The 21,419-nt window shown below is 28.4% G+C and carries 22 protein-coding genes; 4 read left to right on the plus strand and 18 right to left on the minus strand.

The annotated features are described in order from the left end of the window. Nucleotides 1-8: 8 nt before the first annotated feature. From AVBRAN9331_RS07930 to napA, 10 genes are all read right to left on the minus strand, one after another. A complete protein-coding gene (locus AVBRAN9331_RS07930) occupies nucleotides 9-323 on the minus strand; it encodes a hypothetical protein (protein ID WP_336612761.1) in 315 nt (104 codons plus the stop codon). Nucleotides 324-504: 181 nt separating this feature from the next. Further along, nucleotides 505-882: a TM2 domain-containing protein gene (locus AVBRAN9331_RS07935; protein ID WP_336607417.1), complete on the minus strand. Its 378-nt coding sequence runs from the start codon at nucleotides 880-882 to the stop codon at nucleotides 505-507. A gap of 178 nt (nucleotides 883-1,060) precedes the next feature. Beyond that, the gene (locus tag AVBRAN9331_RS07940; RefSeq protein ID WP_214118306.1) at nucleotides 1,061-1,219 is read right to left on the minus strand and encodes a CstA-like transporter-associated (seleno)protein; all 159 of its coding nucleotides are present in this window, start codon (nucleotides 1,217-1,219) and stop codon (nucleotides 1,061-1,063) included. Beyond that, on the minus strand, nucleotides 1,200-3,284 hold the full coding sequence (locus AVBRAN9331_RS07945; RefSeq protein ID WP_336608798.1) for a carbon starvation CstA family protein: 2,085 nt from the start codon (nucleotides 3,282-3,284) through the stop codon (nucleotides 1,200-1,202). The genes AVBRAN9331_RS07940 and AVBRAN9331_RS07945 overlap by 20 nt, the downstream gene beginning before the upstream one ends. A gap of 133 nt (nucleotides 3,285-3,417) precedes the next feature. After that, a complete protein-coding gene (locus tag AVBRAN9331_RS07950) occupies nucleotides 3,418-3,729 on the minus strand; it encodes a chaperone NapD (RefSeq protein WP_214118302.1) in 312 nt (103 codons plus the stop codon). Beyond that, the gene (locus tag AVBRAN9331_RS07955) at nucleotides 3,729-4,556 is read right to left on the minus strand and encodes a hypothetical protein (protein ID WP_214118300.1); all 828 of its coding nucleotides are present in this window, start codon (nucleotides 4,554-4,556) and stop codon (nucleotides 3,729-3,731) included. Before AVBRAN9331_RS07955 ends, AVBRAN9331_RS07950 begins: the two co-directional genes overlap by 1 nt. Further along, nucleotides 4,553-5,074, minus strand: a complete 522-nt coding sequence (locus AVBRAN9331_RS07960; RefSeq protein WP_336612762.1) for a nitrate reductase cytochrome c-type subunit — start codon at nucleotides 5,072-5,074, stop codon at nucleotides 4,553-4,555. The genes AVBRAN9331_RS07955 and AVBRAN9331_RS07960 overlap by 4 nt, the downstream gene beginning before the upstream one ends. Continuing rightward, nucleotides 5,071-5,874 (minus strand): quinol dehydrogenase ferredoxin subunit NapH, encoded by an 804-nt coding sequence (gene napH / locus AVBRAN9331_RS07965; protein WP_336612763.1) that lies wholly within the window; start codon nucleotides 5,872-5,874, stop codon nucleotides 5,071-5,073. Before napH ends, AVBRAN9331_RS07960 begins: the two co-directional genes overlap by 4 nt. Further along, a complete protein-coding gene (gene napG / locus AVBRAN9331_RS07970) occupies nucleotides 5,874-6,626 on the minus strand; it encodes a ferredoxin-type protein NapG (protein ID WP_214118289.1) in 753 nt (250 codons plus the stop codon). The genes napH and napG overlap by 1 nt, the downstream gene beginning before the upstream one ends. Nucleotides 6,627-6,631: 5 nt before the next feature. Then, a complete protein-coding gene (gene napA / locus AVBRAN9331_RS07975) occupies nucleotides 6,632-9,403 on the minus strand; it encodes a periplasmic nitrate reductase subunit alpha (RefSeq protein WP_214118288.1) in 2,772 nt (923 codons plus the stop codon). Between the two features lie 279 nt (nucleotides 9,404-9,682). Here napA and nrfH point away from each other — a divergent pair, with 279 nt between their 5' ends. From nrfH to AVBRAN9331_RS07990, 3 genes are all read left to right on the plus strand, one after another. Then, nucleotides 9,683-10,150 (plus strand): cytochrome c nitrite reductase small subunit, encoded by a 468-nt coding sequence (nrfH, locus tag AVBRAN9331_RS07980; protein ID WP_214118286.1) that lies wholly within the window; start codon nucleotides 9,683-9,685, stop codon nucleotides 10,148-10,150. An 11-nt stretch (nucleotides 10,151-10,161) separates the two neighbouring features. After that, a complete protein-coding gene (locus AVBRAN9331_RS07985) occupies nucleotides 10,162-11,841 on the plus strand; it encodes an ammonia-forming cytochrome c nitrite reductase subunit c552 (protein WP_336612764.1) in 1,680 nt (559 codons plus the stop codon). Between the two features lie 406 nt (nucleotides 11,842-12,247). Further along, on the plus strand, nucleotides 12,248-12,568 hold the full coding sequence (locus AVBRAN9331_RS07990; RefSeq protein WP_336612765.1) for a hypothetical protein: 321 nt from the start codon (nucleotides 12,248-12,250) through the stop codon (nucleotides 12,566-12,568). 1,320 nt (nucleotides 12,569-13,888) lie between these two features. On the opposite strand, the gene hemH is transcribed toward AVBRAN9331_RS07990, so the two are convergent. From hemH to AVBRAN9331_RS08025, 7 genes are read right to left on the minus strand one after another with little or no spacing between them, the layout of a single operon-like run. Then, nucleotides 13,889-14,818: a ferrochelatase gene (hemH, locus tag AVBRAN9331_RS07995; protein WP_214118279.1), complete on the minus strand. Its 930-nt coding sequence runs from the start codon at nucleotides 14,816-14,818 to the stop codon at nucleotides 13,889-13,891. A gap of 42 nt (nucleotides 14,819-14,860) precedes the next feature. Next, nucleotides 14,861-15,796 carry an acetyl-CoA carboxylase carboxyltransferase subunit alpha gene (locus AVBRAN9331_RS08000; RefSeq protein WP_214118277.1) on the minus strand — a complete coding sequence of 312 codons (936 nt, stop codon included), beginning with the start codon at nucleotides 15,794-15,796 and terminating at the stop codon, nucleotides 14,861-14,863. Between the two features lie 5 nt (nucleotides 15,797-15,801). Then, entirely contained in the window at nucleotides 15,802-17,055 is a 1,254-nt protein-coding gene (locus AVBRAN9331_RS08005) for a beta-ketoacyl-ACP synthase II (protein ID WP_214118274.1), read from the minus strand. Between the two features lie 9 nt (nucleotides 17,056-17,064). Beyond that, nucleotides 17,065-17,298 (minus strand): acyl carrier protein, encoded by a 234-nt coding sequence (gene acpP / locus AVBRAN9331_RS08010; protein WP_214118272.1) that lies wholly within the window; start codon nucleotides 17,296-17,298, stop codon nucleotides 17,065-17,067. Between the two features lie 55 nt (nucleotides 17,299-17,353). After that, entirely contained in the window at nucleotides 17,354-18,097 is a 744-nt protein-coding gene (gene fabG, locus AVBRAN9331_RS08015; protein ID WP_214118270.1) for a 3-oxoacyl-ACP reductase FabG, read from the minus strand. Between the two features lie 8 nt (nucleotides 18,098-18,105). Next, on the minus strand, nucleotides 18,106-19,356 hold the full coding sequence (locus tag AVBRAN9331_RS08020) for an MFS transporter (RefSeq protein WP_214118268.1): 1,251 nt from the start codon (nucleotides 19,354-19,356) through the stop codon (nucleotides 18,106-18,108). A gap of 9 nt (nucleotides 19,357-19,365) precedes the next feature. Beyond that, nucleotides 19,366-19,764 carry a MarR family winged helix-turn-helix transcriptional regulator gene (locus tag AVBRAN9331_RS08025; protein WP_336612766.1) on the minus strand — a complete coding sequence of 133 codons (399 nt, stop codon included), beginning with the start codon at nucleotides 19,762-19,764 and terminating at the stop codon, nucleotides 19,366-19,368. A gap of 112 nt (nucleotides 19,765-19,876) precedes the next feature. On the opposite strand from AVBRAN9331_RS08025, the gene AVBRAN9331_RS08030 reads away from it, so the two are divergent. Next, a complete protein-coding gene (locus AVBRAN9331_RS08030; protein WP_214118264.1) occupies nucleotides 19,877-20,545 on the plus strand; it encodes an HAD family hydrolase in 669 nt (222 codons plus the stop codon). A gap of 375 nt (nucleotides 20,546-20,920) precedes the next feature. Here the strand turns inward: AVBRAN9331_RS08030 and AVBRAN9331_RS08035 are convergent, their stop codons facing one another. Then, nucleotides 20,921-21,322: a putative quinol monooxygenase gene (locus AVBRAN9331_RS08035; RefSeq protein WP_336612767.1), complete on the minus strand. Its 402-nt coding sequence runs from the start codon at nucleotides 21,320-21,322 to the stop codon at nucleotides 20,921-20,923. Nucleotides 21,323-21,419: the final 97 nt, after the last annotated feature.

The following is a 21,419-nucleotide window of genomic DNA, read 5'->3' on the forward strand; positions in this document are numbered from 1 at the left end:
ATATTAAATCAGTTTTGTATTTTATTTTTATTCTTAGCTTTTTGCACAAAATATAATGCTATTAACGCTATTGCAAATCCTAAGATAAAAGTTAAACCATAAGAAGCATATAGTTCTAATGCCAAACGCTCTTGCGATATAAATTTATCAAATTCCCCTACACTTTTTACTAAGTTAATTGTTGCTTCAATATTTTTCAACGAGTTATAAGGGTTATTAGGATTCTTTAAATACAACATAAAAGCAAATACCTTAGTGCTAAATAAACTAGCAGCTATTAAACCTACAATAACACCAATACCGATATTTTTCTTTTTTTTCATTTTTTTCCTTTAATTTTATTTTCTTTATTTTTAAATTTAAAATGGATTAAAGGCAAAATATAGGCAAAATAACTTTGCAATATTTAATCTTACAAATTATTTAGCTTTTAATAATTCTGTTATATGCTATTATCTTTTGCACTAATTTTGCCGTTATTTGGTATTGACAACCAATTATTACTTAGCCTATAGCCTGTAAAATTTTTTGGTAATTACTTTGTTGAATTGCTTTATATACAAAATAAATATCTATTAAAACATAAATATATAAAGCCCATAAAATAAATATCCCTATAAAAAGAAGCATACTAATTAAGCCTATTAAAAATATTCCTAATTTTAAAAAACCTAAAGACCTATTACCTTGATAAAACCTATCAATACCTAATATCCCGAAGAAAAACCCTAAATTCATTGCCAATATAGGGTGTTTGTAATTAATACAAGAAAGATTTTTAAATTTTTCTTCACTTAAGCTGTCAAGTTTATTGCTTAGCATAAACTTTTGCTCGCTTGATATTTTATTATCAAGCAACATTAAATAAGAACTTTTGTCCATAATGACTCCTTTGATTAAATAAAAGAGCTATTGTAATACCCCCCCCCGCTAACAAGAAGTTAATGGATTAAAATTATTTAATAATTATTCAAGATTTTTAAAAATAAAATTATAAAAAAAGATAAAAATATTTGCTAATAAAGATAATTTGTATTAGCTAACTAGCTACTTATCTTTATCAGCATTTTGTTTTACGCTTGCTTGTTTGTTCTATGAAAAACTCCTTTTTAGTTAAAGGAGTTTTATCAGGGTGCATTTTCTTAAAATGCTCTAAATATTTTTCATAATCAGGTGCTCCAAGCATTGCGTAAAAAAACTCACGAAGCTGCTTTTTCATAAACCACTTCTTTAAGTGGAATGCTAAACCTATTAGAATAACTTTCTTTCCAAATTAGAACGAATTTAATTCCAACTATTATGGTAACTAATAAGAAGAAAATCGTTAAAATAGCATTTACCACATTAGAATGTGCTACTTGTTTAGCTTTATTAAATTCTTTTAAAGTCGCTTCACTATTATCTCCTGCATTAATTTTTACTAATAATTCATCAGCTTTAGCAAAATTAATTTGAGCTGTTGCTACGTGAGAAATTGAGTTTGCGATTTTGCTTTCACTTTGTGGTAATACCTTTGCAATACCTGCTGTAAATGTAGTTGAGATTACAAAAAGCGCAGGTAAAACAATAGCTAAGATATACTTTCTTTTTCCCATTTTAATAAATACAGAGCCACATAAAAACATAGCAACTACTGCTAAAAGTTGATTTGATACACCAAAAAGCGACCAAAGTGAATAAATTCCGCCAAGTGGGTCAATCGCACCACCATATAAGAACCAGCCCCATCCAGCAACACAAATTAAAGTAGCGAATATATTTGCTCCTAAATTACTTGTGTTTGCAAGTGGCTTATAAACATTTCCTAACATATCTTGAACCATAAATCTACAAGTTCTAGTTCCCGCATCAACTGCTGTTAAGATAAATAATGCTTCAAATAAAATAGCGAAGTGATACCAAAATGCCATCATTTCCTTTCCACCGATTAGCTCGTGAATAATTAATGATAAGCCTATTGCAAATGTAGGTGCTCCACCTGTTCTACTTAATATAGTGCTCTCGCCTATATCATTAGCAAGTGTTTGAATATCAGCAGGAGTTACGCTAAATCCCCAAGCACTAATAGCTGCACTCGCACTCTCAAGTGTCGTGCCTATAATTGCTGGTGCTGAATTTATTGCAAAATATACTCCAGGTTGAAGTATGCAAGCAGCAATTAAAGCCATAATAGCAACCGCACTCTCCATTAGCATTGAACCATAGCCTACCATTTTTGCTTGTGTTTCATTTTCTAGCATTTTTGGACTTGTTCCACTAGAAATTAATGCGTGAAAGCCTGAAATCGCCCCACAAGCAATATTTATGAATAAAAATGGAAATAATCCACCTGCAAACACAGGACCTGTGCCATCTATAAAATGTGTAACTTTTGCCATTTTAATTTCAGGAGAAACTAAAACAACACAAATAGCCATTATCAAAATTACACCGATTTTTAAAAATGTTGAAAGATAATCTCTTGGCGCAAGTAAAAACCAAACCGGTAAAATCGCAGCTATCATTCCATAGCCCATCATTATAAAGCTAAGTTCAAGAACGCTAAAATCAAAATGTCTTGCTAAATCAGGGTCGTTTGCTACAACTTTTCCTAAATATAAAGCTATCATAAGTAAAACAAAGCCAATTATACTAGCTTCTCCGACTGCACCTGGGCGAATAAATCTCATATAAATTCCCATAAAAATAGCAATAGGAATTGTTGAAGCTATTGTGAATGTCCCCCAAGGAGAATGCGCTAAAGCTTTTACAACAACCATAGCTAAAATAGCAATTATAATTAGCATAATAAGAAAAATTCCTATCATAGAAACAACACCAACGAAATTCCCCATCTCGTCTTTAATCATTTCACCAAGACTTTTTCCACCGCGTCTGCTTGATACAAAAAGCACAACAAAATCATGCACGCTACCAACTAAAACGCCACCAATTAATATCCATAATACACTAGGCAAATATCCCATTTGAGCTGCTAGGATTGGTCCAACAAGTGGTCCTGCACCTGCAATTGCAGCGAAGTGATGGCCAAATAAAACATATTTGTTTGTAGGAACAAAGTCTTTTCCATCATTAAGTGCTACAGCAGGAGTAATCTTAGTAGCATCAACGCCGCAAAGCTTAGTTTCTATAAACAAAGCATAAAATCTATAGCCGATTGTATAAATACAAACAGCAGCTACAACTATCCAAGCAGCATTTATTGTTTCGCCATTATTTAAAGCAATAACGCCCATACAAAATGCTCCAAGAATAGCAACAACTATCCATAAAAGCTTATTCATAGCTTCTCCTTAAAAATAAATTAATTTTTTAATCTAATTAAAAATGTGAGTAAGTATTATAATCTAAAATTATAATACTTATAAGAATTTTATATTAAAAGATAAAAATATAAAAAAATTACGAGTTAAATTATTAATATTTATTATAAATGTTTCCATAATACTCAATATTCTCTGCATTGCCTAAAGCATTTACTTTATCTGCTATTTTTTGAGCGTTAATTTCTAAATCAAATTCACTAGCTTCACTAAAAGCCATATTAACATCTATAACACTATCTAATCGCTTAATGGCATTAAAAGTTGCTAAAGTATTGTCAAAATCACTAGCTTCAATTAAAACGATAAATTTTTTATCAATTACTTGCTCTATGTTGGCATCTTTTATATTTTTTATTTCGTTTTCAAATTCTTCATTTGCAATAACTACTAAAGATGAAATCATTAAAAATCCTTTTTGTATAAAATTTTTGAATAAGCATTGAGCTTTAATGTATTTTTATCAAATAATATTGAATTAAGATATAAATTACCTATATTTATTTTATCCTTACCTATACAAATATTATTTTCTAAATCGCAAGAATAAGCAAAATTTAAATTATCACTTAAAGCGCAATTATAAACTAAATTATCACTTTCTATATTAGTAATTTCATTTAATTTATCATCATTAATTATAACTTTTCTATCAGTTGAGCAAGAAATAATATTATCTTTTTTATAATCTACATTATAAATATTATCTTTATGAACTTCCTTGCTTATAAAATCATTAGAATTTAAATCATAAACAACTATTTTTCCACTTTCAAATCCTAAAGCAATTTTTGCCTTTTCTTTATTAATACTTGCAGCATTTATGCTTGCATTTGAAAAATGAACTTTTTTTATTAAGTTAAATGATAAATCTCTTATGATTAGTTCGCTTCCTAAAGAAGTAAGAATTATTTTATCTTTGTATAAAAATGCCTTATTAATATCGCTTGAGATTTTAAATTTCAATAATTTATTATCTTTATAAATGTTTAAAGTCTTTAACCCATCTTTTGAGCTAATTGCTAAAATGCTACTATCGTAATCATCAATAAAAATAATATTATCATCAAGGCTTAAAACCTTATCATTATTTTTATAAATATCATTGCCACACGCTACAAATTCATTATTGATATAATTTATATAGCAATCATATTCTAAATATTCTAATTCATTTAGGTTTAGCTCACTTGCTAAACCTAAACTAGCTATAAATAATAGCAATTTTTTCACTTTAATCCTTCATTTATTACATCAAGTAAATTTGAACGATGTTTGCCTAATTCATCATTTCTAAAATCAGGCTTAAATGTGTTTTTGATTCCACTATCAATATTTGCTTGTGGTGCGTGGCATTGAACGCAGTTATATCTTGCTTGAGATATAGAATCAAGTTTTTTCTCATTTCTTAAATCATAATAATGGCTTGCTGGCATAGGAGTTGCTTCTTCAATACTAAGCTTTACACGCTCATTATCAACACCTAAATCATGACAGCTAAGACACATATTATTATCTTGAGTAATTGGTAAAAAATCTTCTACATTGTGTGGAATTTGTGGTGGAGCATTTAAATAAGCTCTTTCAAAACGCTCTGCTTCTCCAGCTTCTTTTTCAGAGTATGTAAAATTCTTGATTTCTAATTTTGTTTCATCGTTTAGTGAATGTTTTCTTAAACCAATTTCAGTATCACTCACACTAGCAGCAATCAACAAACTACTAGCAGCTAAACTTAAAAATATTTTTTTCATTTTTTTCCTTTCAAAAAATTAATTAAATTAAAATTAAGTGCATCATCATCGCATACTTCAATACATCTAGCACACTTAATGCACTCACTATTGCTAACATTACCACTATATTTTGTAATAAGTGATAATACTTGAGCTTCTGGACAAATCATTTTGCATTTCATACATTTAGTGCATTTATTTAAATCATAACTTACTTTTAACATAGCAAATTTTGAAATTAAACTATAAAAAGCACCTAATGGACAAAGATGCGAACAAACTAAATTCCTTTGCACAAATAAATCAAGTAAAAATATAATAATTGCAACAAATATAGCCGAAGTTTGCATAAAAATTATTCCCCTAGTAATTATTCCTATATGAGAATACTTTTCAAATACTGGCTCATTTGCTATCAAACACAAAATCAAAATACTAAATAATATAAAATATCTAGTGTTTTGTTTAAAATTAGTCAGCTTAGAGCTTTTAAAACTTGTGTTTTGCTTGATAAAATCTGCTAAATTTGTAATCAAATTAACAGGACAAACAAAAGAACAAAATGCACGACCCAAAAATAAAGCATAAATAATAAAAACTAAAAATGCAGATATAAATAATCCCACATTAAGAGTAAAAGTTGCTAAAAATATTTGCAAATACGCAAAAGGGTCGCTTAAGCTAATACTATTAAATAATAGCGAAGAGCTAAGATTTCCTTTTAAAATAAAATCAGCACTAGGTAATACAAATAAAGCTAAAAGTCCTAATTGGATAAATCTTCTTAAAATCAAATATTTATTTTTTAATATCTTCATTAAAATTCTCCATCATTTAGGTAATTTATAGCTTTTTTCTCATCGTGTTTTTTGCTAGTATCTATGTGTTTTAATCTTTCATCATCACCACTAACCCAGCCTTTAACATAATTATCATTTCTCTCACCCAATATAAAACTAGTAGGCAAAATAACAATAGCTGGCTTTTTAGTAATACAAACTTTTTCACATAAACCACAACCCACACAATAATCATAATCAACCTTAGGCACTAACATTGCATGTTTTTTAGTTCGCTCATTTCTTTTATATTCAAGCTTTAAAGCTTTATCTATAAAAGGACACGCCCTATAGCAAGCATCACATTGAATTCCAAAATGAGCTACACAAGAGCTTTCATCTACTATTGCACGACCAATATTTACTAAAGAAATTTTATTAATACTTTTATCTAGCGCATCTGTCGGACAAGCCTTAATACAAGGCAAATCATCGCATAAATAGCAAGGAATTTCATTTGCACTAAATTTAGGAGTTCCTAAACTAGCAAATTCCCCTATCTTAGCTAAACTTAAAGTATTATAAGGGCAAGCTTTTACACATTTAGCACAACGAATGCAATTAGCTAAAAAATGTTTTTCACTAACAACTCCTGGTGGGCGTAGAAAAAAACTCTTTTTAAGTTCAATTTTGCTTTCACTTTTTGGTGTATCGTTTAGTTTGAATATGCTAAAAGTTCCAACACCAACTGCTAAAATCTTTATAGTATTTGTAAAAAATTGCCTTCTCATAAATATTACGCCTTAGTTATTTTTACTGCACACTTTTTAAAATCAGTTTGTTTTGAAATTGGACAAGTTGCATCTAATGTAACTTTATTAATATAAACATTCTCATCAAACCAAGGAACATAAACAAGACCTCTTGGTGGTTTGTTTCTTCCACGCATATCAATACGAGCTTTAACTTTTCCACGGCGAGATTCTATCCATACTAATTCTCTTTGCTCAACTCCTAAAGCTTTAGCATCTTCTGGATGAATATAGCACATAGCTTCAGGAACTGCACGGAATAATTCAGGAACTCTCATTGTCATTGTTCCACTATGCCAATGCTCTAAAACCCTACCAGTACATAACCAGAATGGATATTCTTCAGATGGTCTTTCAGGTGCTTTCATAAATGGTCTAAAGAAAATCTTAGCTTTATTTGTAATTGCTGTTGCTTCTTCACTTGTTGGTTTTACTAAATCACCACTTTTAATTGATTTATCAAAATCCCCATAGAATGCAAAATCACCTTCAGGATTTGCTTTTTTAGCATATACATCGTATTTTGTATTAAATCTCCATTGAGTTTCTTTACCATCAACAACAGGCCATCTTAAGCCCCTTACCTTATGATAAGTTTCAAAACTAGCTAAATCGTGTCCGTGACCAGCTCCGAATTTTCTATATTCTTCCCATAAATATTTTTGAATAAAGAAATTATAGCCTTTAAATACATTGCCATCACTACCTTTTACATTTCTACTATCGCCTTTAACTTCGCTATTTAACCAATCTTTTAAGCTTTCACTATCATCTAATGAAATTTCTTTACATTCTTTATTAGCAAATAAAACATCATATAAAGTATCATCTTCTTTATATCCCATTTCTTTAGCTTTTTCTAATACGCTTGGTAATGTTGTCTTTTCATCAATTTTTACTTCATTCCAAACTTCGCTTAATTTAAAGCGTTTGCTAAGCTCTAATAATTGCCATAAATCACTCATAGCTTCGCCAACTGGCAATACTTGTTGTCTCCAATGTTGAGTTCTTCTTTCTGCGTTTCCGTAAGCTCCCCATTTTTCATAAATCATAGCTGTAGGTAAAATTAAATCCGCAACTTTTGCACTAATTCCAGGATAGCAATCACTTACTACTATAAAATTATCTTTTTCTCTAGCAGCTTTTATCCAGTGATTTGCATTTGCAGTATTTTGCCAAGGATTATTTACCATAACCCATGCAAATTTTTGCTTTCCATCTTCAAGATTTCTCATCATTTGCATAAAGTGATTTCCTTGAACACCATTAATTGTTCCTTCAGGAACTTTCCAAAGTTCTTCACTTTTAGCTCTATGTTTAGGATTTGCTACAACCCAATCAGCAGGTAAGCGGTGTGCAAAAGTTCCAACTTCTCTTGCTGTTCCACAAGCACTTGGCTGACCTGTTAAAGAGAATGCTCCATCACCTGGTTTTGCTTGTTTTCCTACTAATAAATGCACAGTGTATGCAAGTTCATTTACCCAACTACCACGAGTATGTTGGTTAAAGCCCATAGTCCAAAAGCTTACTACCTTTCTACTTTTTTCAATATATAAATCAGCTAATGCTTTTAATTTTTTCTTAAATTCTTCTATATCTTCATCAGGATTTCCTTTAGCTACGCTTGCAACATAATCTAATGTATAAGGTTCAAGTGCTTTTTTGAAATCTTCAAATTGAATTTGCCAGTTAAGTGCTGCTTGAGCTTGATGTTTCATTTCAAATTTTTCGCCATCTTTTACACCTAAATGACTTAACGCTATTGCTTCATCTTTATCTAAAGTGATTGCATTTTCTTTAGCTACGGTATCTTTTTCAGCTTCGCTAAAGCTTGGATGATTTGGATTATTTCTCATTCCATATCCAATATCAGCAAATCCTGTTGTAAATACACAATGATTTTTTACAAATTCCCAATCAATTGCTTTTGGATTGTTATATACAATTTCTCTAGCAATATAATTCCATATTGCAATATCAGAACTTGGAGTAAATATAAGTTCCATATCAGCAATGTCGCTAGTTCTTGTTGTATAGGTTGAAAGATTTACAATTTTTACTTTTTCAGGGTCTCTTAATTTTCTATCACTTACACGGCTCCATAAAATTGGGTGCATTTCAGCCATATTTGAACCCCAACAAATAATAGTATCAGTAAGTTCAATATCATCATAGCAACCTGCAGGCTCATCAATACCAAATGTTTGCATAAAACCAATAACAGCACTTGCCATACAATGTCTAGCATTTGGGTCTATATTATTGCTTCTAAAACCAGCTTTAAATAATTTTGAAGCAGCATATCCTTCTTGAATAGTATGTTGACCACTTGCAAACATTCCTATACCATTTACACCTTGTTCTTTTAAAGCTTTTTTCATATGTTTTTCCATCTCATCAAAAGCTCTTTTCCAAGATACTGGAGCAAATTTTCCGTTCTTATCAAATTCACCCTTAGCATTTACTCTTAATAAAGGCGTTACAAGTCTGTCTTCTCCATACATAATTTTTGCATTAAAATATCCTTTAATACAATTTAAACCACGATTTACAGGTGCTTCAGGGTCGCCCTTAGTAGCTACAATTTTGCCATTTTTAGTAGCAACCATAATACCACAGCCAGTTCCACAAAATCTACAAACTGCTTTATCCCAAGTCCATTCACTTGTTTCGTCTTTTGCTAAAGCAATAGTAGGATTTATGCAAGCTGCTGCACTTGCAACTGCTGTGCTCTTTAAAAAATCTCGTCTTTGCATTTATTCTCCTTATAATAATAATGTAAAAATAGATTAGATTATTTGCTTTAAAATCTTATTGATTAAGATTAATATTTTTTTTAAAGTAAAGCACATAAATATTATCAACATTAAATTAACTTAAAATTCTTAATTCAATAAAAATTGAAAAAACATTCATAAAATAATATAAAATATTTAAAAATTAAATTAAATTTAAAAAAATATATTAATTACCATCAATTATTTTTAAGCTTTTTTATATTAAAGTAGTGTTTCAAATTTTCACAAGGTGTATAAATGAAAAAACCAACAAACAAACTTTTATTAGCCCTTTGCATAGTAATTGGGATTTTTATTGGTGGTGGAATTTATACTTTTATAATAGCAGATGGCTTTTTAATGATGACTTCTAAACCTGAAGCCTGTAGCAAATGTCATATTATGACAGATGTTTATGATAGCTGGGCAAAAGGTGAGCATTCAAGCAATGCAGGTTGCGTAGATTGTCATTTACCTCAAGGTGATGTGGTAGCTTATTGGACTAAAAAAGCTTATCACGGATTAAAACACGGCTATTATTTTACAGTAGGAGGAAATCCACCTAATTTAGAACCTACCGAAATGACACACGAAGATGTTAATCGCAATTGTGCGACTTGTCATAAAGACTACGCACATAATGCAATCAATGCAACGACAAAATTAAATAGCGAGCCACTTGATTGCCTTAGCTGTCATAGAACAATAGGTCATTTACATAATTAAAAGGAGAAAATATGTCAAAATCAGTTTATGTTGCGGCTATTGTGGTAGCTGCTTTAGGTGGTGCAGGCTTATTTGCACTTAATACAAACATTGCAGAACATAAAGGTGAAAGTAAAACTCAACCATTAAAAACTTTTGAAATTAGTGATGAAGAACCAGATTTTGCAAAATGGGGTAGAAATTTCCCAGCTCAATTAGATGGTTATTTACAAATGAAAGATGAATATATTGAAACACCATTTGGCGGAAGCTTACCTTATAGTAAGATTATTCGCTGGCCGGCTGCGACAACATTTTGGAATGGATATGCTTTTGCGGTTGATTATTCTAAACCAAGAACTCACTATTACTCACAAATTGACCAAATGGAAACAAAAAGAAACAATAAAGAATATCTAAATGCTCACGGATTACCTGCATTTAAAGGTCAGCCTGGTGCTTGTGTAAATTGCCATACTGGATTTTTAACTGCTATTTATAAAAGTGATAAATTAAGCCCAAGTTTTATGCTGGGTAAAACTGAAGTAATGGGTGCAAAGAAAATGGGATTTTTTGACGCATTTGGTGAAAAAGGCGAAGCTATGAAAGAAGCTTGGACAAATATGAATAAAATGCCTTATTTTGATGTTATGAAAAAAGTAGAAGAAAAATACGGAGATGGAATTCACGGCTCTCATATGGGATCAACCTGTGCGGATTGTCATAACCCAGATGATATGAGCCTTCGTGTAACTCGCCCTGCTTTTGTTAATGCTATGGTTTTAAGAGGCTATGAAGCAGACGCTAAAAGTGGTATCAAAGCTAGTAGAAAAGAAATGAGAAATTATGTTTGTATGCAATGCCATGTTGAGTATTATTTTGAAGGTAAAGATAGCACTTTAACATTCCCATGGACAAAATGGAAAAAAGATGAAGCATTTAAAATAGAGAATTTTGATGAATACTATGATGAAAAATTTGCAAATGGTGAATTCCCATATGATTACATTCAAAAAGATACAAAAACAAAAATAATTAAAATGCAACACCCAGAAGCTGAAATGTATTCAAGCTCTTTACATTATAGAAGTGGTGTAACTTGTGCAGATTGCCATATGCCATACAAAAGAGATGGAGCAAACAAAGTAACTAATCACAATATACTATCTCCATTAGCTGATATAAATGCAGCTTGTAAAACTTGCCATCCACAAAGCGAACAAGTATTAAAAGATAGAATTAGCTTTATTCAAAATCGCCACGCTTATGAGCTTAGAGGTTGTGAAAATAACTTATTAGCATTAATTGCTGATATAAAAACAGCTCGTGAAGAATTAGCAAAACTTCCTGAATTTGCAAGTCTTGAAGATAAAGCAAGAGATGATGCTATTTCAAAAGTTATAGAAAAAGCACAATATGCTCATAGAAAAGCACATATTAGATGGGACGTATCATTTAGTGAAAATAGCTATGGCTTCCACTCACCACAAGAATTTATGAGAATTATAGGTCAATGTAAAGAAGTAGCTAGAGAAGGACAAGCAGAGTTAGCAAATGCGTTAGCTCCTTATGGAATTAAAATTGAATTAACAAAAACAGCAACAATTCCAGCAGCACCTCTAAAACTAGACCACAAACCACCAACAGGTGCTCTACCAACAGAAGCTATGAAAAAAGTTGATGAGGATGTAAAAAATCTAAACTTTAAATAAAAAATTGCGAGATTTTCTCGCAATTTACTCATTAATTAAAGCCCAATTTTAATAGCATAAAAATTAAAACATTATATAATTGAAAATAAGAATTTAGTTTAAATATATTTTAATTAGTGTTAAAGCTAACTAATTTAATTGCTAAAATAATGTAATCTTAAATTATCAAAAAAAGGCTTATATTATGCAAAATGATAAAGAAATAATTCTGATAGTAAAACTTAAAAAAAGCATATTATTTTCTATATATAAATTACTATTTTTATTACTTCCTAATGTTTTCGTATGCTTGTATATCATTATAATTTTTGCTTGTATTTTGTATTTTAATGATGGTTATTTGTTGGCATTGTTACTTACTTTTCTTATCTTTCCTCACCATTTTCGTTTTGTGCTTTTTCCACTTATGATAAGAAAAATTATCTGTTATGATGAATATTTTGAAATCATTAGACTTTTTAGTAAAACAAGGATATATTATGATGATTTAAAAGAATATTATTTCGAATATTTAAAAATTAGATTTTCATCACACAAGAATTTGCATCTATCTTATAAAAACAAATTCTTTAGCAGCATTATAAACACCGAATTGCTTAATCCAGAAGATTTAGAAAAATTCATAGAATTATTAAACGCAAAAGGCATTAACAAACAAGTTTCAATCATAGATGATAAAATATTTTATAATGTTTTTAGCATTATAGATAAAATCTTTAAAATTTAAATCTAAGTTATTAAGAGTTTTAAAGGTATTACAGCTAATAAAAATAACATAAATATAATCTGTATTAAAAAATCAAATTCTCATTTTAAATTCTAAATTTTAAAACTAAACTTATTTGTAAAATCTAAAATATTAGAATTTAAAACATACGCAATTAATAGTATTTTAAATAGCTTTTATTAGTGATTTTTTATATTAAATTATGGAATTTAAATTATGAAATTTCAAATACAAATTCTTATTTTAAATTCCATAATATTTAACATCAAAATAAATGAAATAACAACTAAAATATAAAAACTGCTGTTAAGAAACCTACCTTGATTTTTATAAATGTAAGTAAGTATAAAGGTTAGAAAAACCTAGATTATGTTAAAACAAAGATAATGACTAATTATGTAATAAGGATACGAGAATAACTAAATGAAGTTTGTGTCCATCCCCTTCTAAGTAAAAATAAATCAGAATAAGTTTTTGAATAGAAAAAATCTATTAATTTTTAAATTTATTAAATGAAAACAGAAAAAATTACAAAGCAAATATTTGCCTTGTAAATCCACATTCTCAACCATTGCAACATTTTAAAATTGTGATAACAAAAACTTACTATTAGCTTTAAATTATAGATAAAAATATTTAAAGCCAAGAACTTTTTTTACTCGCTAAAGTTAGATGAATTTTTATGGAATATATTGCTTAAGCTTGACTTAATATTATTTTTAAAAACTCAAACTACATAAAATATCATTAAAATATGATTTTAAGGACTTAGCAAGATTAATTTAATTTTGCCTATTTTGTAAAATTTAATAACGATTATACATATTTTTCGTGCATTAGTTTTTATACTTTAAAAGCTCTTTAAATTCCATTATAAAACTTTAAGCGATATTACAATCAAGTATTTTAAAAATTCGCCACATTTTGTATATGATATATATTTACTACTTACATTTTTTAATGTTATTTTTACAATTTTAATTATAATTTTATTTGCTTTGCTAATAAGAAACACTTAAAACTCTAATCTTTTATATTTTTAAAATTAGTTTAAAATTTAATAAAATATATATCTTAACTTAAAAACTATGGAATTTAAAATAAAAGTTTATTTTTTAAATCTAATTTTAGCCAAACTACTATTTTATACTCTAAATAAATCTATTTATAAATACCATAAAATCTAAAAAATTAAAATAAGAATTTCAAAACTTAATATAAATTGTAAAGAATAAATAAGATACCAAATATAAACAAGTAAAATTATTGAAATTCTTTTGATAAGTTATTTATATTAGTTATAAAAAAATCATTTTAAACTTAAATTTTATTTTGACTTTCATAATTTAAATTAGTATTTGCAAATTCCAATTTGCTTAAGATATATTTAGCAAAATCTTCACTATCATTTGGACATTTACACACATTATAATCACCTTTATACTGATGTCTATATTCAATATCTAATTCTAAAATAGTTTCAGAACAATCAATACAAAATGATAGTGGATATATTAAAACACTTTTATTGCCTAATTTATCTAATTCATCACTAAGTGCAGGTTCTAACCATTTTACAGGTCCTAATTTCGACTGATAAGCTAATTTAATTTCTTTAAAATCGTTTTGTAATTTATCCTTTAATATAGCAAAATGTTCTTTTATATGCTCTTCGTAAATATCACCCTTTTCTATAGTTTTTATCGGTAAAGAATGTGCTGATATTATCAAGCAATCAATATTTTTATATTTTTGTATCTCATTTAAAATAATATTATTATAAAGCTCATCTTGGTAAAAATAAGGTATTTCTTTTATATTGATTTTTTTATCAAAATTTTTATAAAAATCTTGCAAAGATGATGTGGTAGTGGTTATAGAATGATGTGGATATAAAGGAAATAGTATTATTTCATCATTATCTTTAAAATCATATTTAGCTAAGACTTCTTTAGCAAAAGGCGGAACATAAGTTGATATAAAATCAAAATGAAAATCTTTTTGCAAAGAATTTAATTTATCACAAAGAGATTTTTGGATTTTAGTTAAAGGACTTTTACCACCTATTTTATTATAATTTTCTTTCATAGATTTAATACGAAATTTTCTTATCATAAACGCTACAAGACTTCTTAAAAAATCTGATTTTATTCCCAAAATATTAGGGTCATTAAACATATTTTTTAAAAATACTTCACATTCATCAATTTGATTTACGCCACCCATATTGAGTAAAAAAACATATTTCATATACAAACCTAAAATTATCCAAGTAAGGTACTTGGATAAATATTATTTGTCTTCATTAAAAGAACCCAATTTGAGAATTTTTTGCATTCTTTTTGCAACCAATTCATCAAGATTTAATGGTTTTAGTTCTTCTATTTTTTCTAAAACATAATTTTGTATATTATTTGCAGTAATCTCTTTGTTTCTATGAGCAATGCCTTCTTCTATAATATCATCTATTAATCCTTGCTCATATAAATCATCAGCACTTATTTTCATAGCCTTTGTTGCAGCTTCACTTTTACTTGGGTCATTCCATAATATAGCAGCACAACCTTCAGGAGATATTACAGAAAACACTGAATTTTTAAGCATAGCTAATTTATCAGCTACACCTAAAGCTAAAGCTCCACCACTTCCGCCTTCTCCAATTACTATAGAAATAATTATTGTTTTTAAAGCGCTTAATTCATATAAATTTGTAGCAATTGCCTCACTTTGACCACGCTCTTCAGCTCCTACTCCAGGATAAGCACCTGGAGTATCTACTAAAAATACAATAGGTATTTTAAATTTTTCAGCCATTTTAGCAAATCTTAAAACCTTACGATAACCCTCTGGATGTGGCATACCGAAATTTCTATGTAATTTATATTTTGTTCCACGACCTTTTTGTTCGCCTATTAACATTACTTTTTGCTCGCCAATATAACCAGCAAAACAAACTATAGCAGGGTCATCTCTAAATGCTCTATCTCCATGTAATTCATGGGCATTTTTTAAAATTATTCTCACATAATCAAGAGAATATGGTCTATCAGGATGTCTTGCTAGCTGTAGCTTTTGAAAATCACTTAAATTTTTATAGGTTTTTGTTAATTCTTTTTCTAAATTCTTTTTTAAAATCTTAACTGCTTCTATATCGCCTTTAATATTAGCATTAATAATATCTTCATCTAATTGTTGAATATTTTTCTCAAAATCTAAATAAGCTGCCATCTTAATTAATCCAATTTTCTAAAAATCACTGAAGCATTCGTTCCACCAAAACCAAACGAATTACTCATAGCTGTTTTAATTGTATGCTTTCTAGCCACATTAGGCACATAATCTAAATCACAATCAGGGTCAGGGTTTTTATAATTTATTGTAGGTGGAACTATACTATCTCTCATAGCCATTAAACAAATTACTGCTTCAATAGCACCAGCAGCACCTAAACAATGTCCTGTTTGACCTTTTGTAGAACTTACTAAAGGCATATCATCTTTAAACAATTCTTTCATTGCTGCTGTTTCATTTTTATCATTAGCTGGAGTTGATGTTCCGTGTGCGTTAATATAATCAATTTTAATTTTATTAGCAGAGCAATCAAATCCCTTTGCCATACATAAAGCTTTTTTCATAGCTCTTAATGGACCATCTAAAGCTGGAGAAGTTATATGATTTGCATCTGCACTTTCACCAAACCCTATAACTTCAGCATATATTCTAGCGCCTCTTTTTTTAGCATCTTCATAATCTTCTAAAACAAGAGCAGCTGCACCTTCTCCCATAACAAAGCCATCTCTACTAGCGTCAAATGGACTACTAGCTGTTTCTGGAGTATCATTTTTAGTAGATAAAGCTTTCATTGAAGCAAATCCACCTATACCTACTGCACAAATAGCTGATTCAGCTCCAATTACTAACATTTTATTTGCTTGATTGCAAACTATTGTTTTATAAGCTTCGCCAATTGCGTGAGTTCCTGCTGCACAAGCAGTTACACAAGATAAATTTGGACCTTTCAATTTATAATCAATTGAAGCCATTCCCCCTAGCATATTAACTAGAGCTGAAGGTATGAAAAAAGGCGAAATCCTGCTTGCGCCCTTTTGCAAACATACATTAGAATTTTTCTCAATATTAGGTAAGCCACCAATTCCTGCTGCACTTACTACTCCAAATTCATCTAAATCAACTTCACTAATCACGCCATCAACCATTTTAAAATTAGCATCACTTATAGCTTCTTTTGCAGCGTGTAATCCAAGTTGAATAAATCTATCAGCTTTTTTAACATCTTTTGCATTTAATACTGTTAAAGGATCGAAATCCTTAACTTCTGCGGCAATTTTAACACTTAAATCACTGGTATCAAAAAGAGTAATTTCTCCAACACCGCTTTTTCCATCACAAATCGCCTTAAACGAACTTTCTTTATCAAGCCCAAGGGCATTTATCATTCCAATGCCAGTTACTACTACTCTTCTCAATTTAAATCCTTATTGTTTTTTTGCTTCTATGTATTTTACTATATCATTAACTGTTGCGATTTTTTGACCATCTTCATCAGGAATAGAAATATCAAATTTTTCTTCTAAAGCCATAATTAATTCAACTACATCAAGTGAATCTGCACCTAAATCTTCAATAATTTTAGCATCAGGTGTAATACTAGCTTCATCAGCTCCTAATTCTTCTACAATAACTTTTTTAACATCTTCAAAAATAGACATTTTTTTCTCCTAAAATAAAATTAAACTCGTATTCTTACAAAAAAGTGTAAATAAATTACACATACATTCCGCCATTAACTTTTAAAATCTCACCTGTAATATAACTAGAATAATCACTTAATAAAAACGCAACTGCATTTGCAACTTCGCTAGGTTTACCAAATCTAGCAAGTGGAATTGCTTTATAATAAGTTTGTTTAATTTCATCGCTTAATACATCTGTCATATCACTTTCTATAAATCCTGGAGTAATTGCGTTATAACGAACTTCTCTACTAGCTGCTTCTTTAGCAAAAGACTTAGTCATAGCAATAACTCCACCTTTACTAGCAGAATAATTTACTTGACCTGCATTTCCCATCTCACCAACAACTGAACTAATATTTACAACACTACCAAAACGCTTTTTACTCATCACTTTAAATGCTTCTTTACAACCTATAAAAGTTGAATTTAAATTAGCCTTTATAACATCATCAAAATCAGCTTCGCTCATTCTTAAAACTAATTTGTCTTTTGTAATTCCTGCATTATTTACTAAATAACTTAATTCTCCATCGCAATCAATTATTGTTTTAATAGCATTTGTAAAATCACTTTCACAACTTGCATCAAAACAAATAATTGCTGCTTTACCACCATTTTTTTCAATTTCTTGTTTCAAATTCTCTGCAAGTTCAGGTTTTGAACGATAATTAATCCATACTTTTAGACCAAATCCTGCTAAAACTCTAGCTATTTCAGCACCAATGCCTTTAGATGCACCTGTAATTAATACATTTTTTCCACTAAATTTCATATTTTCTCCTAGTCTTTAATGATAATATCCGAGTGATTTTTTTCTAAAAAATTATCTTCATAATCTTTTAAATCTTTTTTAAAATCTTTTGATTTTCTCATAACAAAGGCATAATACAATATTAAAGAAAACAAAATTATCCCCGCACATATTTCATAAATCCTAGAATGCCCGTAACTAGGCTCAATCAAACCTAACAAATAAGGACTAATACCCATTCCAACATCTAAAGCTATAAAAAATGTTGAATTTGCTAAGCCCATTTTCTCTTTAGGAGATAATTTTATAGCAAGTGATTGAAGACTTGAAGTAGCGTTTCCATATCCTAAAGCACAAAAAATAGCCGATAAATACATCATTAAAGAATTGTTTGTATAAGCTAAAATTATTAAACTTGCTACATAAAACAAAATAGAAGGAACTATTACATAATCCGCACCTATTTTATCAAATACTTTACCTGAAATTGGTCTTGAAAACACACTAATACAAGCATAAAATACAAAAAATAATGAACCTGCTTCAATTAAATTAAGCTCTTTTGAATAAGAACTTATAAAAGCAATAATTGCTCCATAAACAAAACCCATACAAAATACAACATAAGCAACACCCAAAACCGATTTTTCAATATAATTAAAAATTGAAAAAGATTTTTTAACATGATTTATCTTATGTTTTCTAAATCTTTTAACTTTTATTACTACACTTGAAATTAATGCTATTAATATACTAATTAAAGAAATTATAAAACATAAATTAAAATTATTTTTACCCACTAAATATACTGCTAAAAATGGTCCAATAGCAGAGCTTAATACAACACTAACCGCATAATATCCTATACCAATTCCTCTTTTATTGCTAGGCACTAGTCTAGCTACTGCAGCACCACAAGCACAAGAGCATGCACCATAACACATACCAGCAAGCAATCTTGATAATATTAATTCAAAATTAGTTGATAAAAACAAGTAATATAAATTAGGTATAAAATACAAAACTAAACTAATAATCATAACTTTTTTTATGTTTATATTATCAATAATTGAGCCAAAATAAAGTCTTGACAATAGTGCTCCAATTACAAAAATACCATTAGCAAGACCTGCTATTGCTGTGCTAGATTGTAATATAGTTTTTGCAAAATCTGTAGAAGCAATCGTAGTGATAAAAAACACTAAACAAATAACAAAATTAATAATAAAAACACAAATAAAATTCTTATTCCAAATATTATACTTTTTGGATAATCCCATAAAAACTCCTTATAATTTTTTATTGATTTTATCAAGCATATTAATGAACAATCCAAATTCAGCATAGTCTAAATCATCACAAATTTGCTTTTCGTAATTAGAAATTAAAATATTTGCATCAAAAAACAATTCCTTGCCTTTTAAACTAAGTGAAATGATTTTTTCTCTTTTATCATTTGAGCTTGAAATTTCTAAATAATTTGCTTTTTCTAGTTTCTTACAAATCCTAGACGCAATAGCCTTATCCATCTGATAAAACTCGCAAACCTCACTTAAACTAGCACTTTTTGTTGAGCTAAGATAATAAAACACTCTCCAATCAGTCGCATTAATATTAAATGGCTTTAAAATTTCATTTACTTTACTGATGATTTTTCTATTTGCATAGGTAATTTTTTTAAAAAACATGTTATTCCTAATAGTTGATAAAGTCAATTAAATTAGATTTTATAATTAAATTTGTAAATTGTCAATAAATTAGCTTTATTTTGCTAAGCTTAAAATAAAAAAAAGGATACAAATGATTATATTTTTTGATTTAGATGGAACTTTAATCGATTCTACCCAGCCAATAATTACTAGTCTTAGAAAAGCCTTAGAAAGTTATAATTTTAATTTAAGTGATGAATATATAAAAACATTAATTGGAATGTCTACTGAAGGAATGTTTGAAACAATAGGAGTGCCAAAAGAGCAAGTTGCTGATATAGTTAAATTATATAGACAAAATTATAAAATATATTATAAAGACGGAACTAGTCTTTTAAATGGGGCAAAAGAAGCAGTAAAACTTGCTAGTAAAAATGCTAAAGTAGGGTTAGTAACTACAAAATCTGTTTATTTTGCTAAAGAAATTTTAAAAGATTTTGATATTTTAGATGATTTTAGCGTAGTTGTGGGTGGTGATGAAGTAAAATACTGCAAACCAAATCCAGAACCAATTTATAAAGCACTAAGTCGTTTAAAAGGCTCTGAAATGCTTGAAATTAACGAACTTAAAAAAGAATTTGACTTTAGTAAAATTTATATGATAGGAGATACTTTAAACGATACAGAAGCTGCTAAAGCTGCTGGAGTGAATGCTTATGTAACTTTATTTGAATACACAGATATGAATACTCTCAAGCAAAGTTGCGATAAAATATTTAAAACCCCACTTGAATGCGTTCAAGATATTTTAAAAAAATAAATATTGTAAAGTAAAACTAATTTAATAAAAAATTAGTTTTACTTATATCAATAAATTATAATGGAATTTAAAAAACTAATAAATATATTTATTTTAATTTTAGCTATAAAAATATTCATTATTACCACTTAATTAAACCTATTGTTTAATAAGGACTATTATATCTATATAAAATATAATATTTTGATATTTATAATATATTTTAGTGCAATTAAGTATCCATACATACATTAAAAATACTATAAAAATTACTGCTATAATTAATTAAGATAATAATTACTAATTAAATTAATTGATATTAAAATAAATTATTATACTCCTTGTCTATAAAACACACAATCTATTTAATACTTTTAATTAAAAAACATATAGAAATTATTGTCTTTTAAAAATTGCTTTAAAATTTTTATCGCTTAATTGATAAGAATCAAGCAACTCAAGAGATTTTACCATATGCAATGTGCCTTTTTTATATTTTTGAAAATGTTCGGAATTAATATGTTTATTATAAGATTCTTGGTCTTTATAAATTTCTAAAATATTAATTATATTATTATTTTTTACAAGCATCATTGGATAAATAGATATTACACCCTTTTCTTTTTCAATTGAAGCTTCAGCAACTTCTTTTGCAATAACAAGGTATTCATAAAGATACTCTGGATAAACTTCAACAACAGAAATTCTAACCAACATTTTATTATTAATATTATCATCAGCATAAATATTAGAAGATAATCCAAGTAGTGATAAAATTAAAGCTAATATTTTTTTCATTTTTCAACCTTTCAATTTTTTAAACCAAACAATATACTATAAATACATAAACTATTCCCCACCATAAACCACCAATCCATTAAATACTAAAACACCA

The organism is Campylobacter sp. RM9331, from assembly GCF_020137685.1.
Taxonomy (GTDB): Bacteria; Campylobacterota; Campylobacteria; order Campylobacterales; family Campylobacteraceae; genus Campylobacter_E.